The sequence below is a fragment of the Halanaerobium sp. ST460_2HS_T2 genome (assembly GCF_003337665.1).
Lineage (GTDB): Bacteria > Bacillota > Halanaerobiia > Halanaerobiales > Halanaerobiaceae > Halanaerobium > Halanaerobium kushneri.
This window is the reverse complement of the sequence record NZ_QPJF01000003.1, coordinates 1-16,920: the sequence shown is the minus strand read 5'-3', so window position 1 is coordinate 16,920 and position 16,920 is coordinate 1. Positions and strand designations below refer to the sequence as shown.

General features: G+C 31.9%; 11 protein-coding genes. 10 read left to right on the top strand and 1 reads right to left on the bottom strand.

Annotation, left to right across the window (positions count from 1 at the left end):
* Positions 1 to 67 precede the first annotated feature (67 nt).
* From DFR80_RS02190 to DFR80_RS02165, 6 genes are all read left to right on the top strand, one after another.
* Positions 68 to 1,645 carry a glycoside hydrolase 43 family protein gene (locus DFR80_RS02190; RefSeq protein ID WP_114489089.1) on the top strand — a complete coding sequence of 526 codons (1,578 nt, stop codon included), beginning with the start codon at positions 68 to 70 and terminating at the stop codon, positions 1,643 to 1,645.
* 88 nt (positions 1,646 to 1,733) lie between these two features.
* Entirely contained in the window at positions 1,734 to 2,420 is a 687-nt protein-coding gene (locus DFR80_RS02185; RefSeq protein WP_076543832.1) for a rhamnogalacturonan acetylesterase, read from the top strand.
* A 29-nt stretch (positions 2,421 to 2,449) separates the two neighbouring features.
* Entirely contained in the window at positions 2,450 to 4,786 is a 2,337-nt protein-coding gene (locus tag DFR80_RS02180; protein WP_114489088.1) for a pectinesterase family protein, read from the top strand.
* 92 nt (positions 4,787 to 4,878) lie between these two features.
* Positions 4,879 to 5,688: an alpha/beta hydrolase gene (locus tag DFR80_RS02175; RefSeq protein ID WP_076543830.1), complete on the top strand. Its 810-nt coding sequence runs from the start codon at positions 4,879 to 4,881 to the stop codon at positions 5,686 to 5,688.
* A gap of 353 nt (positions 5,689 to 6,041) precedes the next feature.
* The gene (locus DFR80_RS02170) at positions 6,042 to 9,851 is read left to right on the top strand and encodes a bacterial Ig-like domain-containing protein (protein WP_114489087.1); all 3,810 of its coding nucleotides are present in this window, start codon (positions 6,042 to 6,044) and stop codon (positions 9,849 to 9,851) included.
* Positions 9,852 to 10,029: 178 nt separating this feature from the next.
* Positions 10,030 to 10,977, top strand: a complete 948-nt coding sequence (locus tag DFR80_RS02165; RefSeq protein ID WP_114489086.1) for an AEC family transporter — start codon at positions 10,030 to 10,032, stop codon at positions 10,975 to 10,977.
* A 182-nt stretch (positions 10,978 to 11,159) separates the two neighbouring features.
* On the opposite strand, the gene DFR80_RS02160 is transcribed toward DFR80_RS02165, so the two are convergent.
* Positions 11,160 to 13,586, bottom strand: coding sequence for a GH36-type glycosyl hydrolase domain-containing protein (locus tag DFR80_RS02160; RefSeq protein ID WP_114489085.1), 2,427 nt, complete (start codon positions 13,584 to 13,586; stop codon positions 11,160 to 11,162).
* A gap of 260 nt (positions 13,587 to 13,846) precedes the next feature.
* Between DFR80_RS02160 and DFR80_RS02155 the strand changes: the two genes are divergently transcribed.
* The 4 genes from DFR80_RS02155 to DFR80_RS02140 all read left to right on the top strand — a co-directional run bounded on the left by DFR80_RS02155 (position 13,847) and on the right by DFR80_RS02140 (position 16,832).
* On the top strand, positions 13,847 to 14,719 hold the full coding sequence (locus DFR80_RS02155; RefSeq protein WP_114489084.1) for an aldose 1-epimerase family protein: 873 nt from the start codon (positions 13,847 to 13,849) through the stop codon (positions 14,717 to 14,719).
* Positions 14,720 to 14,810: 91 nt separating this feature from the next.
* A complete protein-coding gene (locus DFR80_RS02150) occupies positions 14,811 to 15,461 on the top strand; it encodes a hypothetical protein (RefSeq protein WP_114489083.1) in 651 nt (216 codons plus the stop codon).
* Between the two features lie 151 nt (positions 15,462 to 15,612).
* Positions 15,613 to 15,897 carry a hypothetical protein gene (locus DFR80_RS02145; protein ID WP_114489082.1) on the top strand — a complete coding sequence of 95 codons (285 nt, stop codon included), beginning with the start codon at positions 15,613 to 15,615 and terminating at the stop codon, positions 15,895 to 15,897.
* A 266-nt stretch (positions 15,898 to 16,163) separates the two neighbouring features.
* Positions 16,164 to 16,832: a cache domain-containing protein gene (locus DFR80_RS02140; RefSeq protein WP_114489081.1), complete on the top strand. Its 669-nt coding sequence runs from the start codon at positions 16,164 to 16,166 to the stop codon at positions 16,830 to 16,832.
* Positions 16,833 to 16,920: the final 88 nt, after the last annotated feature.

The following is a 16,920-nucleotide window of genomic DNA, read 5'->3' as shown; positions in this document are numbered from 1 at the left end:
AATATCACTGGCTCAGGGAGGCAGTTTTTTATTAAAATTAATTAAAAATTTATTAAGGAGATTATAGATGACTGTAAATTTGAAGCAAAATGTTTGGTTAGCTGATCAGGGCAATGGCAAGTATAAAAATCCAATTTTACATGCAGATTATTCTGATCCGGATTTGATCCGGGTGGGAGAAGATTTTTTAATGGTTGCGTCCAGTTTTAACTGTATGCCTGGACTGCCAATTTTACATTCTAAAGATCTTGTTAATTGGGAAATTGTAAATCATGTATATTCAGAATTTCCTGTTGCAGATTTTAATAAGGTAGCACATGGAAAAAATGCCTGGGCACCATCTATTCGCTATCATGATGGTAAATACTGGGTATTTGTTGGTGATCCTGACCACGGAATTTTTATGAGTAATACTGAAGATCCATTTGGAGACTGGTCAAAACCAATTTTTGTTAAGGAGGGGAAAGGTTTAATTGATACCTGTCCTTTCTGGGATGATGATGGCAATGCTTATCTTGTTCATGCTTATGCCCGCAGTAGAGCTGGATTTAAAAATGTTTTAAATCTCTGCCGGATGAGTAATGATGGGACTGAATTATTGGATGAAGGTACTTTTATTTTTGATGGAGAAGATGGGCATCCGACTACAGAGGGTCCAAAAATGTATAAAAGAAATGGTTATTATTATATTTTTGCACCGGCTGGTGGGGTAGCTACAGGCTGGCAGCTTGTTATGAGATCAAAAAATATTTATGGACCTTATGAGAAAAAGGTTGTTTTAAAACAGGGAGATACTCCAGTTAATGGACCACATCAGGGTGGTTATGTTGAGCTGGAGTCAGGTGAATCCTGGTTTGTTCATTTTCAAGATAAAAACGCCTATGGTAGGATTGTTCACCTGCAGCCTATGAGCTGGAAAAACGACTGGCCGGTTATTGGAGTGGATAAAGATAATGACGGTATTGGGGAACCTGTAATGGAATATTCAAAACCGGCTGTAAATTCTGAGGCTGAGATTAAGGTACCAGCAACAAGTGATGACTTTAATGATCAAAAATTAGGTTTACAGTGGCAGTGGCACGCAAATCCAGAAACTAAATGGTATTCTCTTAGTGAAAATAATCAATCACTCCGATTATATACAAACAATATCAGTCAGGAGCAAGAAACAGTTTTATGGTATGCGCCTAGTTTATTACTGCAGAAATTTCCGGCTCCAAATTTTAGTGCTGAAACCAAAATTACTTTTGACCCAGAAGTTGAAGGAGAAAAAGCAGGTTTAATTGTAATGGGAGAAAAGTACAGTTATCTAAGTCTTGAAAAATCTGAAAAAGGTTTAAAACTTATTCAGTACTGGGGAGTTGAAAGAGAAAAAAGATCCGAATTTAAAATGACCAAAAAACAGATAGAGGGGCAAACACTTTATTTAAAAGTAGAAGTAAGAGAATTTAACGAAGAAGCTCTTTGCCAATTTAGTTACAGTATTGAGGGTAAAAAGTTTAAAAACTTTGGTAAACGTTTTAAAGCAGTCCCGGGACGCTGGATTGGGGCAAAGTTGGGTCTTTTTGCAGTTAATACCAGTAAACATTTAACTTCGTCTTTTGCTGATTATGATTATTTTGCCGTTGAAGAACTTTCTCAATAAAATTATTTAATCTTAAATTTTATCGGTTTTCTAACCCTGGAAAAAGGATTTATTAAAGCTAATAATTTATAAAGGAGAATAAATTTAAATGCTCAAAGAAAAAAAGATTTTTATTGCTGGAGATTCAACTGCTTCTACCTATGCTGAAACGGATGCTCCAAGAGCAGGATGGGGCCAGGTTATTGAAAGATTTTTTATAGATCAAATTAATATCATAAATAAAGCTGCATCTGGAAGAAGTTCAAGAAGCTTTATAAATGAAGACAGGCTTTTTGAGATTGATAATTTAATTTCTGAAGGAGATTATTTTTTAATTCAATTTGGCCATAATGACCAAAAAGATGACCCTGAAAGAGCAACAGAAGCTTTTGGCAGCTTTCAGGATTATTTAAAAAAATACATTAATGTTGCTGAGAAAAATAAAGCAATTCCTATTCTTTTAACACCTATTCAAAGAAGGAATTTTTCTGATAATGGTCATTTAATTGAAACTCATGGCAAATATCCAGAAGCTGTAAGAGAACTGGCATCTAAACTTAATATAACTCTAATCGATTTAGCTAAAATTACTAAAAAATATTTTGAAGAACTTGGACCGGGAGAAACTAAAGATATTTTTCTCTGGCTACAGGCCAAAGAAAGTGAAAATTATCCAGAGGGAATAGAAGATAATACCCATTTTTCAGAGAAAGGAGCTTTAAAAATTTCTGAGTTAATTGTTGAAGAAATTAGAAATCAAAATTTAGAATTGAGTAAGTATATATTGAAGAAATAATTTCTCGAAAAAGAAAGGTGAATTTATTAATGATGAAAGAAAAGAATAAAATTGATCGTATTTCAGAAATTATTAATCAGAATAAAATAAAAGAAGTTAAATTTAGAGATCAAAGTTTCAATATTAATGATTTTGGAGCAGTAAAAGGGGGGAGGATTAAAAATAATGAAGTTATAAATAAAACAATTAAAAAATGTTCTAAAGCAGGTGGGGGAAGAGTTATTATTCCTGCAGGTATATATTTAAGTGGCCCTATTGTGCTGGCTGATAATGTTAATTTATATTTAAAAAAAGGAGCAGTATTAAAATTTAGTTATAATCTAGCAGATTATAAGATTATAAGAAGTGAATTTGAAGGGGAAAAAAATTATAGATTTGAATCTCCAATCAGTGCCAAAAAAGCAGTTAATATTGCAATAACTGGAAAAGGCATTATCGATGGTTCAGGTGATAAGTGGAGACCTGTTAAGAAATATAAAATGACAAAAAATCAATGGCAGAAATTAATTGCTACTGGAGGGGCGGTTCAGAAAACAGAAGAATGTAAGATATGGTGGCCGTCCCAAAAAGCTATAAACGGTCAGGATTTGGTACATAACTTAGATATTAAAAGAAAAGAAGGTGCGGAAATAACTCCTGAAGATTACAGAAAAGCTGGAGAGTATCTGCGACCTGTCTTATTAAATTTAAAAGAATGCAAAAATATTTTAATAGAAGGTGTTACTTTTCAAAATTCTCCCGGCTGGAATCTTCATCCATTGATGTCTGAAAATATTATCCTGCGTCAGCTTACTATTCGTAATCCCTGGTATGCTCAGAATGGAGATGGATTGGATATTGATTCTTGTAAGAATGTGCTGGTTGAAGAATGTAATTTTGATGTGGGGGATGATGCCATCTGTCTCAAGTCAGGTAAAAATGAGTCAGGAAGAAAAAGAAAAATGCCTTCAGAAAATATTTACATAAGAGATTGTAATGTTTATCATGGACATGGTGGTTTTGTAATTGGAAGTGAGATGTCTTCTGGTGTAAAAAATGTTTATCTTGAGAACTGTAATTTTATGGGGACAGATATAGGGATTAGATTTAAAAGCACCAGGGGAAGAGGAGGGACAGTAGAAGAAATTTATTTACGGCAGGTTAGAATGTCTAAGATTAAACACCAGGCAATAAAGTTTAATCTTTTTTATGAATCTAAATCAGGATCAAAGATAAAAAAAGAGAAAGTTACTGTTGAAACTCCTCAATTTAAAAATATTTATCTTAAAGATATAAACTGTCTTGATTCTGAACAGGGAATTTATATTAAAGGACTGCCAGAGATGCCGGTTGAAAATATTTATTTGGAAGATCTTAAAATAAATGGAGATAAAGGCCTGAAAGTGAATTATGCTGAAAATATTGAGATCGAGAATTTAGATTTGATTAGTAAAAATGAACATCTGCAGCTTTTAAATTCTAAAAAAATCAATTTAAGAAATTACCTTATTATTGCGGCAGATGGCAGTGGTGATTGCAAAACATTTTCTGAGGCATTAAAAATGTTAGAAGGGAATAACACTATTAATAAAGTTTTTATAAAAAACGGAATTTATAAAGAAAAAATAGTAATTCCAGAGACTTTAAAAAATTTGACATTTATAGGAGAGGATCCTGAAGCTACTATTTTGACCTATGATGATTACGCCCGAAAAATTAAAGAAAATGGTGAAGAAATGGGAACATTTGATTCTGCTTCAATTTTTATTAATGGTGAGCGATTAAAGTTTAAAAATATTACTTTTGTTAATACCTCAGAACCACGCAGCAAAGTTGGGCAGGCAGTAGCAGCTAGTGTGGGTGGAGACAAAGTTGCATTTTATAACTGTAAATTTAAGGGTAATCAGGATACTCTTTATACAAAAAGTGAAGGAAGATTATATTTTGGTAACTGCTATATTGAAGGAGATGTAGATTTCATTTTTGGAGCAGCAACTGCATATTTTAATGAATGTGAAATTTACAGTACAGGGCCCGGCTATATTACAGCTGCTTCTACTCCTAAAGAAAAAGAATATGGTTATGTTTTTAAAGACTGTATTTTAAGCTCTGATCTTAAAGAAAATACTGTGTTTTTAGGCCGTCCCTGGAGACCTTATGGAAATGTAGTTTTTATAAATACTTATATGGGAAAACATGTTAGAGAAAAAGCTTGGAATAACTGGCGAGATCCAGCTAAAGAGAAAACAGCACGTTATGCTGAATATAATAGTTATGGTCCAGGAGCAGCAAATAGCAAAAGATTTGACTGGATTAAAATTTTGACTGCAGAAGAAGCCAGACGATATAATATAAATATGATTTTTACCGATCAGAACTGGTTTTAGTCTTATAGTATTAAAAATTATAAGATATATTTAGTTTTTAATTAATAGCCTGGTTCATTTGATTTAAAAGTTATTTAGAGAGGAGATTAGAAATGTTAGATATCTGGAATGGTCAAATTCCTGGTTATAAAAAGACAGATGATTTTGCACCTCTTTTAAAAAAATACCTGCTCGATACAGAAAAAGTAAAAAAGTCAGTATTAATTTTTCCTGGAGGCGGTTATACTCATCGAGCTGAACACGAAGGTAAAGAGGTGGCTCAGTTTTTGAATAAAAATGGATTTAATGCATTTGTTCTGCATTATAGGGTTGCTCCTTATAGATTTCCTTATCCACTATTAGATGCCTTAAGAGCTGTAAAGTATATTAGGTCAAATGCTGATAAATGGAAGGTTAATAAAAATAAAATTGCAGTTATGGGGTTCTCAGCTGGCGGTCATCTTGCCTCGATTGTGGGCACTAATAATGATTTGTATAGAAATATATATAGAGAAAAATTGAAAGATTATAGTTTTGACCAAGATTTAGTTGAAGCAGAAAATTCAATGGTTAATGCACAAATTTTAGCTTATCCGGTAATCAGTGCTGGAAAGTTTGCTCATCAGGGTTCAGTAGACAATTTACTTGGCAATTCTCCTTCTCAAAAGCTCTTGGATTTATTTTCAACTGAGAAAAATATTTGCAAGAAAACAGCACCAGGCTTTATCTGGCATACTGCTGATGACGCTTCAGTTCCAGTTGAAAACACTATTTTATTCTGTAGAGCATTGAGTGAAGCGAACATTAATTTTGAAAGTCATATCTTCCCCCAGGGAAGGCACGGACTTGGTTTAGCAGCAGAAAACGAATATGTTTCTAAATGGTCTGATTTAGTTTTAGATTGGCTTGATGAAGTATTATAGAGAAAATTGAATAAAGTTTTAAAACTTTAAAGTAGATATTAGCAGATAAATTATTAATATCTACTTTTATTGTTTTATATTGAATATTTTAAGTACTTAAAGCTTTATTTGTTTAAATTATAAGAAAATTTAAATTTTAAGCTAAAAATATGTTAAATGAAATCTAAATTCTAAAAATATGTTTAGATAAAATTAGGATAAAGTGCTAATATTATATTTGTAATTATTTATAAATTTCAAAGATTTGTTATTTAAGGGTAAACGGAAAACGTTAAACCTAAAAAGGAGGTGAAATTTAAATATTTAGTAAGTAATTCTTTTCTAAATTAAAATCAGAGGGGGAAATTAATAAAATGAATTCTAAAATCAACTTAAATATTTTAGTGGCTTTATTAATCTTAATCATCATGACACCAGCAGTTTCTGCAGAAATGATTGAAGTAAACAGTAACTGGGAAGCAAGTGTTTTTGGCAATGTAGGTGGAGATAATAAAATAACAGCCGAAAATTTTGCCATTCAGGAACTGGATAAAGACAGAATTAAAATGATGAGTGCAAATAACAGAGGTAAGATTGAAAGTTCATCAGAAGGAATAGCTTATTATTTTAAAAAGTTAAAGCAAGATGATAATTTTGAGATGAGCGTTCAGGCAGAAGTTCAGTCTTTTGATCTGAATAATCAGGTTTCCTTTGGTATTATGGTCAGAGATAAGGTTTTATATAATAAAAATAATAAAAAAGATATCGGTTATGCACTTGCGGTAGGACCCCTAAATGTAACCAAAGAAACCCCAACAACAGCTTTTTATAGAACTGCAAAAGGACAGAAAAAACTTGGAGAGCTGGTTAAGGGGACCATTCCGGCACCAGAATTAAATTATAAAGTGAAAATGAAAAAATTTGGTGATACATACTGGTTGAAATTTGGTGAGGAAGAACCGGTAATTGTAGATAATTTTTCTGGATTTGAAGGTGAAGATCTTTTTGCAGGACTTTATACCTCCAGAAATACAACAGTAATTTATAGTGATTTAAAGCTTGAAAAAATAAAAGAAGTTGAAGAATTAAATATTAATAGCGATAATTTCAAAAAAGATTATCTTCTAGAAGAGGATTTAAATCTTAAAGGATTGGATGTTACAGCAGAATTTGCTGATAGTAGCAGTAAAGAGTTAAGCAGTAAAGATTATATAGTTACTGGATTTAACAGTTCTAAAGCAGGTAAAAACACCATTAAAATTCAATATGGAGGAGCTGTTAAGAAAATAGATTTAAATATTAGTGAATTGACTGCTACAGCTTTAAAAATTAAATACTACCCTGCTAAAACAAATTATTATTTAGGAGATCAGTTTGAGTCAGAAGGACTTTTAGTTATAGCTGAATATAATAATGGCTACAGAGAAAAAGAAATTAATTCTGAGCAGTATAAAATAGCTGTTGATGGAATTGAGTTAACTGACACTGGATTTATATTTGAATCTCCAGGAGAAAAAAATGTTTCAATAATTTATAAAGAAAAGCCTGAAGTTAAAAGCAGCTTTACTATAAATGTTAGTGATGCAGAACTTAAGAATTTGAAAATCAAAGAAAAACCAGAAAAAACTTTATATTTTCCCGGCGAAGAATTAGACCTGGATGGAATTTCAGTCTATGCTAATTATGATGATGGGAATTCTATTCGTTTAATGAGAGAAGATTATGAAGTTGAAGGTTTTGATTCCAGTGCTATAGGGGAGCAGAAAGTGATGCTTAAATATAAAGATCAAAAAACAGCCTTAAATTTAAGGCTAAAAGAGAAGGAAGTTAGTGGTCTAAAGCTGATTGAGTATCCTCAAACAACAATTGATCTTGGAGAAGAATTTAAAACAGAAGGTATAAAAATAGCAAAAGTATATGATAATGGTGATCAAGAAATATTGGCAGCTGATGAATATACAATTGATGATTCTAATATCGATAATCAAAAAGAGGGAACCTACACGGTGCAGGTAATTCCAGAATCTGATCAATTAGAGGCTATTACTTTTGATATTACAGTAAGAAAAGCAAAAGAGTACAGCTGGAATGCAATTAATTTTGGTCAGTCAGCTTCTGATGATGATACATTTATCAATGTTAAAGAAGATTCAGTGGAAGTAGCTTCTATTAATGGTGGAGGAAAAGTAGCAACTGATCATGATGGAATAGCTTACTATTATACCGTACTTGATGCTGATGATAACTTTAAGCTTTCAGCAGATATTAAAGTGATTGAATATGCGAAAGAGCCACATGATGGCCAGGAGGCTTTTGGAATCATGGCTCGTGATGCAATCGGGAAAGATGGTGATGACGGTGTTTTTGCCTCAAATATTGTTGGTGTAGGTGGCTACAGTGGTGGAAGTAAGGATCCAAATGGAACCCAGTTATTTTACAGAACTGGTGTGGAATCACCGGATGGAAAAGGCAGTAATGGAGATAAAGGTATGATGATTGAGCAAGTTAAACCAACTCCAGATAATACCTATCCTGTAAAAGAGTATAGACTAACACTTGAGAAAACAAACAGCGGCTATGTTGGTCGACTAAATGGAGAAAAAGAAGAGATTTTATTTGAACCTGAACTACTGGAAGTACAGAATGACAAAATTTATCTTGGCTTCTTTGGAGCTCGAGTCGGTCATATTGAGGTTAGTAATATTGACTTAAGAGTTTCTAATGCAGCAACTGATGCTCCAAAAGTAGTACCTCCAGCTGAGCCTGTTGATCCAGATTTTGATTTTCTCTCTCTGGAAAAAACTGCAGTTAAAGATTATCCACTGATTTTTGAAGCAAATGTTGATGGTACTGCAGAAGTAAAACAGGGTAGAGAAATAATTGAAAATGAGTTGGATATTAAGGCTGGAAAAGAAATTGAGATTGCAACTCAGCTTAAAAATAACACTGCCAATGATTTTACGATTATATTTTTACCAGATGACACTCAAAATCTGACAGACTATAATCAGATTATTAAAAACTTCAGTGTTAAGATGAAAACTTATAGAGATGGAGCAGATATTTATGCTGCACCTGAAGGTAGTCCAGCTGCTGAGGGAAGTGAAGATTCTCCGCTTGATATTGATACTGCTGTAGCATATTCTCGTCCGGGGCAGAAAATTGTAGTTTTAGATGGTCAGTATTTAAGAGAAGAAAAATTAGAAATTAAGAAGTATAATGATGGGACTCAAAAAAATTACAGGTATCTTGTAGCAGCAGAAGGGGCAAATCCTGTTTTTGATTTTAATAAAAAATCAGAAGGGATTATACTAAGTGCTGATTACTGGCATATTAAAGGAATAGATGTTACTCAGTCTGCGGCAAATGAAAAGGGAATGGTTATTGGTGGTAATTATAATATTGTTGAGGAAAGTAGATTTTATGATAATGGAAATACAGGTCTGCAGATAAGTAGAACAGATATTACTGAATCTGATAAAGATCAATGGCCATCACATAATCTTATCTTAAATTCTACAGCCTTTGATAATGCGGATCCATCTAATAACAATGCTGATGGGTTTGCAGCTAAATTAACCTCTGGTGAGGGTAACGTATTTAAAGGCTGTATTTCTCATAATAATATTGATGATGGCTGGGATCTTTACACAAAAGTGGGTACTGGTGCAATAGGGAAAGTAGTAATCGAAGACTCTATAGCCTACAATAATGGTACTTTAACAGATGGTACTGTCGGTAATGGAGATAAAAACGGCTTTAAACTTGGTGGAGAGGGAGTTCATGTACCACATCTAATTAAAGATTGTATAGCTTTTGGAAATGGTGCTGTCGGTTTTGCCAGCAACAGTAATCCAGGAGTTAGAGCTGTAAATAACGTCTCCTTTAATAACCAGGGAGGAAACATTGTCTTTACCACTTATAATGGAATAGAGGAGGATTATGTTATAGAAGAATTCATTTCTTTTGCCACAAAAGAAATAGATGCTGATAGTTATCCTGAGGTTGAAGCTTCTAATCATAATTTCTTTTATAATGGTGAAAACTCAAAAAATATCAGTGGTGTAAAAATTACTAAAGATAATTTTGAGAGTTTAGAAATTAAATTACCTATTGAGAGAAATAAAGATGGAAGTATTAAATTAGGAGATTATTTAGAATTCACTTCTCCTATGTTCAAGTAAATAAGATCTAACATTTAATAACAAAAATGAACAGAAAGGCTATTTTATCTAGCCTTTCTGTTTTACTATTTTATATCAAAAAAAGTAGAAAATTAATTTAATATAACAATTAATGTCTTGTTATTATTCTTTTTTTTATATACACTATTGTTAAATATAATGATTTCAGGAGGGAATTATGCTAGATAATTTTGTTTTTAGTCTCAGTGTTGCTTTACCAATTTTTTTGATAATGTTGAGTGGTTTTATACTAAAGAAGAGAAATATAATCAGACAGGATTTTATTAATGCAGCTAATTTTATAGTTTTTTACATAGCTTTACCATTAAAACTTTTTAACAGTGTTTCTCAGAGTGCTGTAGTTGAAAATTTCAATTTTAAATTTGTTAGTTTTGCAATTGTTGGCACAGCAATTAGTGTAGTGATTATATATTTTTATTCCAAATTATTTGTTAAAGAAGACACTAAAGTTGGAGCTTTTATACATGGAACTTTTAGAGGTAATTTTGTTTATGTAGGATTTTCTTTAATTGAAAATGTTACAGGTGCAATTGGTCCTCTTGCTTCTTTAGTCGTGGCTTTTGTAGTGCCGATTTATAATATCTTAGCTGTTTTAGTCTTAGTTCTTACTAATCCTGATAATAAGGCAAAGAATCAATTTAGAAACTCTCTGAAAAATATAATTAGTAATCCTTTTATTATTGCTATAGTTCTTGGTGTTTTAGCCTCATTAATGAAATTTAAATTTCCACCTCTGCTTCAGAATACAGCTAATTATTTTGATGTTTTAGCAACTCCGCTGGCCCTGTTGACAATTGGAGCCACCTTTAAAGTTGATAAATTATTTGTAGATATTAAATCTGCAGTTGCTGCAACGATTTTCAAACTATTAATTAATCCAGCGATAGCTGTTTTGGCAGCTTTTACTTTAGGATTTGGTAATAGTGAAATATTTTTAATTTATATTTTATTTGGAGTACCAACTTCAATTTCTTCTGCAATTATAACAGCTGCAATGGGAGGAGACGAAAATCTCGCCGCTTCAATAGTTATGATGACTACTCTGGGATCAGTTTTTTCTCTGACTTTCTTTGTTTTCATCTTTAGGGCTATAGGAATTGTATAAAAATTATTGTCGAAATGTTTGTAACATGATATATAAGATTACTAATCTATTTGATAAATAAAACTAGAAAAAGCGGCTTAAGGTCTTTAGAAATTATGATCTAAGCCGCTTAGATGATTTTATAATTTTTATTGTTACTTTTTAGAAATAAATTCAAACCAAGTTTTAAGTTTATTCAAAATTTATCCCATTATAACTTCGACCTTACTCTCATCTTTATCATGAGTTTTAAGCAGCTGACCTTCTATTTCTTTGCCATCGACAAATATTTTTTCTACACCTTTATTTATATTTTTCGGGTTTTTAACATTAATTTTAAACTTACAACCTCTAAATTTACGTATTACAGTATATTCATCCCATTCAGCTGGTATACAGGGATCAATTTTCAAACCATCAAAATCAGGTCTGATACCTAACATCCACTGGCTAATAGCAACAAAATTCCAGGCAGCAGTCCCTGTCAGCCAGGAATTTTTAGCTTCTCCAAAGCTGGCAGCATCTTTACCAGCAATCATTTGAGCATATACATAGGGTTCTGTCCGGTGGAGTTTACTAATATCTTCTCTATAGGCTGGAGCAATTTTACTATAGTATTCAAAAGCACGTTCCCCATTTCCTATAATCGTTTCTGCTATCATGATCCAGGGATTATTATGACAGAAGATAGCACCATTTTCTTTATAACCAGGTGGATAAGAGCTTACTTCTCCCATATTTATTTGATATTCCTTAATTGTAGGATCTAAAATCATTAATCCGTGTTCAGAATTCAGCTTTCTATTTACAGAGTCTAAAGTTTTTTCAGCAAATCCATCTTTGAGTCCAATTCCTCCCATGATGCAGAATCCCTGAGGTTCAATAAATATTTTAGCATATTTATTATCTTTTGTTCCTAAAGGCTTACTGTAGTAATCATAAGCTCTAACAAACCATTCATCATCACGACCATATTTATTGACTGCTGCTTTCATTTCTTCTAAAGCCATTTCTGCTTTTTTTGCCAGTTTATTTTTATTCATTTTTCTAGATAAATGGACAAAATCAGGACCGGCTGTTAAAAACATACCTGCAATCATTACAGATTCAGCTGGACTGTTGTCTTTGTTGCTCACAGTCTGAAAAGATTCTCCTGGTTTTTCGGAAAAAGCACTTAAGTTCAGACAATCATTCCAGTCAGCATGTCCAATTAATGGCAAGTTGTGCGGCCCCAGATTATTAACTACATGCATAAATGAGGCTTCCAGATGATCAAAAATAGTGGCTTTTTTTCCGTTATTAAATGGTACTGTTTCCTTTAAGATTTCATAATCTCCTGTTTCTTTAATATATGCAGCAACAGCAAAGATAAGCCAAAGAGGATCATCATTAAATCCACTTCCAATTTTATCATTACCTTTTTTAGTTAAAGGTTGATATTGGTGGAAAGCACTGCCATCTTCAAATTGAGTTGAAGCCAGATCTTTAATTCGTTTTTTGACTCTTTCCGGAATCATATGAGCTGATCCCAGCAGATCCTGATTAGAGTCCCGGAAGCCAATTCCCCGACTAATTCCTGACTCAAAATAGGAGGCAGATCGAGCTAAATTATAAGTAACCATATTCTGATACTGGTTCCAGATGTTAACCATTCTTTCCAATTTGGGATCAGGATGTTTTATAGAAAATGAAGAGAGGAGTTTTTCCCAGTGTTTGCTTAACTTTTTAAAAGCTTTATTAACTTTGTCAGAAGAATTATATTTAGAAATTAGTTTTTTAGCTTTGTTCTTATTTATTACTCCCTTGCTTTCCCACTTTTCTTCCTCTTTATTTTCTATATAACCAAGCTGAAAGATAAATTCTTTTTCCTGGCCAGCATTTAATTCAATTTCTAAAGAATGAGAACCAATCGGTGACCAGCCGTGAGCAATTGAATTATTTGATTCACCTGTTTTTAAAACATCTGGATTAGAAAAGCTATTATATAATCCTAAAAAACTTTCGCGATCTGTATCAAAACCAGAAATTTCTTGATTGACCGTATAGAAAGAATAGTGATTTCTTCTTTCTCTATATTCTGTTTTATGATAAATTGTTGAACCGTCTACTTCAACTTCTCCAGTATTAAAATTACGTTGAAAATTAGTCATATCATCTTCGGCATCATATAGGCAGAATTCTAAAAATGAAAAAAGCTTAATTTTTCTGTGTTCATTACTAAGATTCTTAATTTTAATCTGGTGGATTTCTAAATTATCTCCCAGAGGAACAAAAAACTTCATTTCAGTTTTTAGTAAATTTTTTTCTGATTCAATAATTGTATAGCCAAGTCCGTGTCGACACTGATAGCTATCCAGATTGGACTTTTGTGGTGCCCAGGCAGGAGAAAAATATTCTCCTTTTTCATAAATATAGTAATAACGACCTCCGGCATCAGTAGGAACATTATTATAACGGTAACGGGTTAGTCTTCTCTTGCTGGCATCTTTGTAAAAACTGTATCCTCCAGCAGTATTTGAAATTAAACCAAAGAATTCTTCAGACCCTAAGTAATTAATCCAGGGATAGGGAGTATCAGGTTTTTGAATTATATATTCCTTATTCCTGTCATCAAAATGACCATATTTCACGATAAAACTCCTTTCTTAATGACTAATCAAAAATCTAAAAAATAAAACAAATAACCGAAATCGTTTTAGCATTATTTATATTATTCTTGTTAAAATAAAAAACTCCTTCTTTTTTTAATAAATAAATTAAGTTTTATTTGGAAAAATCATGAGTTTAAAGCAGGTTTGCTTTCTTTTAAATTTATTGTATCTATTATATAATTGTATTATAAGAATGAATAATTACTAAAATTCGAAAGTAAGTCAGGAGGAGATTCCTAATGATTTCAGAACTGGAAAATGGAAAAATAAAAATTACAGTTGATACTAATGGTGCTCAATTAAAGAAATTAATTTTAAAAAAGAACGGAAAAAATTATCTCTGGCATGGTGATTCTAAATACTGGGGGAGAAGCGCACCTGTTTTATTTCCGATTGTTGGACGTTTAAAAAATAATCACTATTTTTATAAAGGCCAAAAATATGAGATGACTCAGCACGGTTTTGCTAGAGATAAGGAATTTGAACTGGTAGAACAAAGTAAAAACCATTTGACATATCTATTGGAAGAGAGTAAGGATACTTTAGAAAAATATCCTTTTAAGTTTAGACTACAGATTATATATAATATTAAAGGCAATTCCCTGGATATTACTTATCGAGTTATTAATCAGGATCAGAAAAATATCTACTTTTCAATTGGAGCGCATCCTGCTTTTTACTGGCCGCTTGCTGAGAATGAAAAAAAAGAAGATTATTATTTAGAATTTGAAAAAAAAGAAACAGCTGATAAACATTTATTAGAATCAGGACTGTTAAATCATCAGCGAAAAAAATTATTAAACAACTCAAGAATTCTGGAACTAAAGCCAGAAATTTTTAAAGACGATGCCTTAGTTTTTAAAAATTTAGTATCGGAAAAAGTAACTTTAAAAAGTAAAAAATCAGAAAGAGAAGTGAAAGTAGAATTTAAAAATTTCCCCTATCTTGGGATCTGGTCACAATCAGCAGAAGCTCCTTTTATTTGTATTGAACCCTGGCAGGGGATTGCTGATTCGGTAGATTCTACTGGAAAACTTGAAGATAAAGAGGGAATTAATGAGCTTAAATCAGGGCGAAAATTTGAGTGCACTCATACAATCAGTATTAATTAATTCTGTGACACATATCATATAAACTCCTTTTTAAAAATGCTATAATAACTTGAGAAGAATAATCAAGTATAAAAATAAAGGAGTTTTGATAATGAGTGCATTTTTAGGACCGATTCATATGTGGTTATATAACCAGATCCAGATAGTGGAAGCCAGAGAAGCAAAAATTGTTGCTAAGTTTAGTCAAAAATATTCAACAGAAATTGTTAATGATCTAATTGAGCCTTATCGTCAGCAGTATGGGGAATTAAAAGCAGATAAACCGCTGACCGAATTAATTGCTGGTAATGATATTCATCCCTGGCTGGAAGCTGCAATTAGCAGTGCTCAGAGTAGAGAAGCTGCAGTGGTATCAGTTTTACTGGACAAATATAATGACCAGGAGTTACTTTTTACTATTTATGAAGAACAGGCAAAAGAGCTTGCGCAAAAAGCAAAAAAACGGGATAAGGTAAAAGAGTTTGATTTAAATGAAGCATTTGAAATTATCAATGAACATTTTGTGGAGAGGATGCCCTGTGATCGTTTGTCAGGAGCAGTTAAAGAAGAAAACAAGTTAATCTGGAAACATCAGAATCAGCTGCATCAGGAATTCTGGCAGCAAACAGAGGTAGAATTGGAGTTAATGCATCAGCTTTATGCAAAGTGGTTGAGTGTTTTTGCAGAAAATCTCAATTCTTCACTTGTTCATAAACGAGAGTTTGAAAGTAATTATTATAATGATATTTTTTATGTTAATTAATAACTATAATTGTAAAAAAGTTATTTAAAACATTCAAATTTTGACATTCAAAATCAGGACTGATATTATATAGGTACTCTTAAGAAATGTCTTATAAAGGAGAAGTGATATTATCAAGAAAAAGTTAGTTATTTTAAAAGACCTTCTCTCAATGTTTATTACACAGCATAGAAATCAGATTTCATATGTTATCGGTTTTATTACTGCCCTTGCTTTCGCTCTTATTTATTTTGAGTTGGGCCTGGAGCTGGCTCTGGTAGTTCTTTTAGCCGGGATTTTAATATTTGAGATATTTGATCACTATTTTGGTGGCAGTCCTGATATTATTGTTATGGGTGTCGATAGTGAAGAAGATATGATGAAAACTCTGAAAAAGACGATGTCAAAAGCAATGAAAGAAAAAAATAAGCAAAATTCAAACCAAAATAATGACTGATTATAAAAAACATCTTTTTTAATATGATACTTCCAAAGTAGGTAGCCTAATTAATTTAGACTATCTATTTGGAGGTATTTTTATTTTTGTTTGATTTGAGCAAATATTCAGATAAAACCCGCCTTAAAAATAGAAATTATTATTAATTAATTGAGAGTAAATTGGCTGCAGAATAGATATAATTTTACATTTCTGTTATAATAAAGTTTAGAATGCTTGTTTTTATTTCTCTAATCAGCAAATAAAAATATAAATAGGAGCTAAGGATGAGAATACTTAAAAATTTATCTATTCAAAATAAAATCTTACTGGGAATTGGATTAAGTTTCGTTATGGCAATGATTTTTCTGCTGGCTATTGTAATTTATCAGTTTAATTATCTTTCCGAAGAAAATCAAGCCCTAATGGAATTGGAATTACTGGAAAGAAATTATGATAAATATGAAGCACTGGTTAAAAGCCGAGCTGAAATTCTTTCTGAGGCTTATCAGCTGCTTCTGCAGGAGGGGCAGGCAGAAAATAAAACTTATACTAAAAATGAGTTAAGAAATATTATGTCTGAATTAAATAATGAGATATATGCTGATGATCTTTATTTTTTTATTTATGATCTGGAGGGGAATACGGTTTCTCTGCCTCCAACTCCAAATTTAGAGGGTGAAAATAGAATGGATCTTCAGATTCAGGATAGAAAATTACTAGAAGAAATGATTAATCTTGTTAAAAGTAAAGGAAGTGGCAGACTAAGTTATCCTTATATTAATCCTGATAATGGAATGATTGAAACTAAATATGGATATCTTCAGAAAATAGAAGGAACTGATATGTTTGTCGGCTCTGGCGGCTATCAGAGTAGTTATTACAATATTGTTTCGCAAATTCTTACCAAAATAAAAAATATTCGTGATGAAACAATTTATTTATTTTTAACTTGAATTCGGCAAGTAAAAATACCGAATCCCGTTATGATAGTCTTTAAACAGTAAATCTAGTTCAAATTTTTTTGAATAAAAAAATAGAATC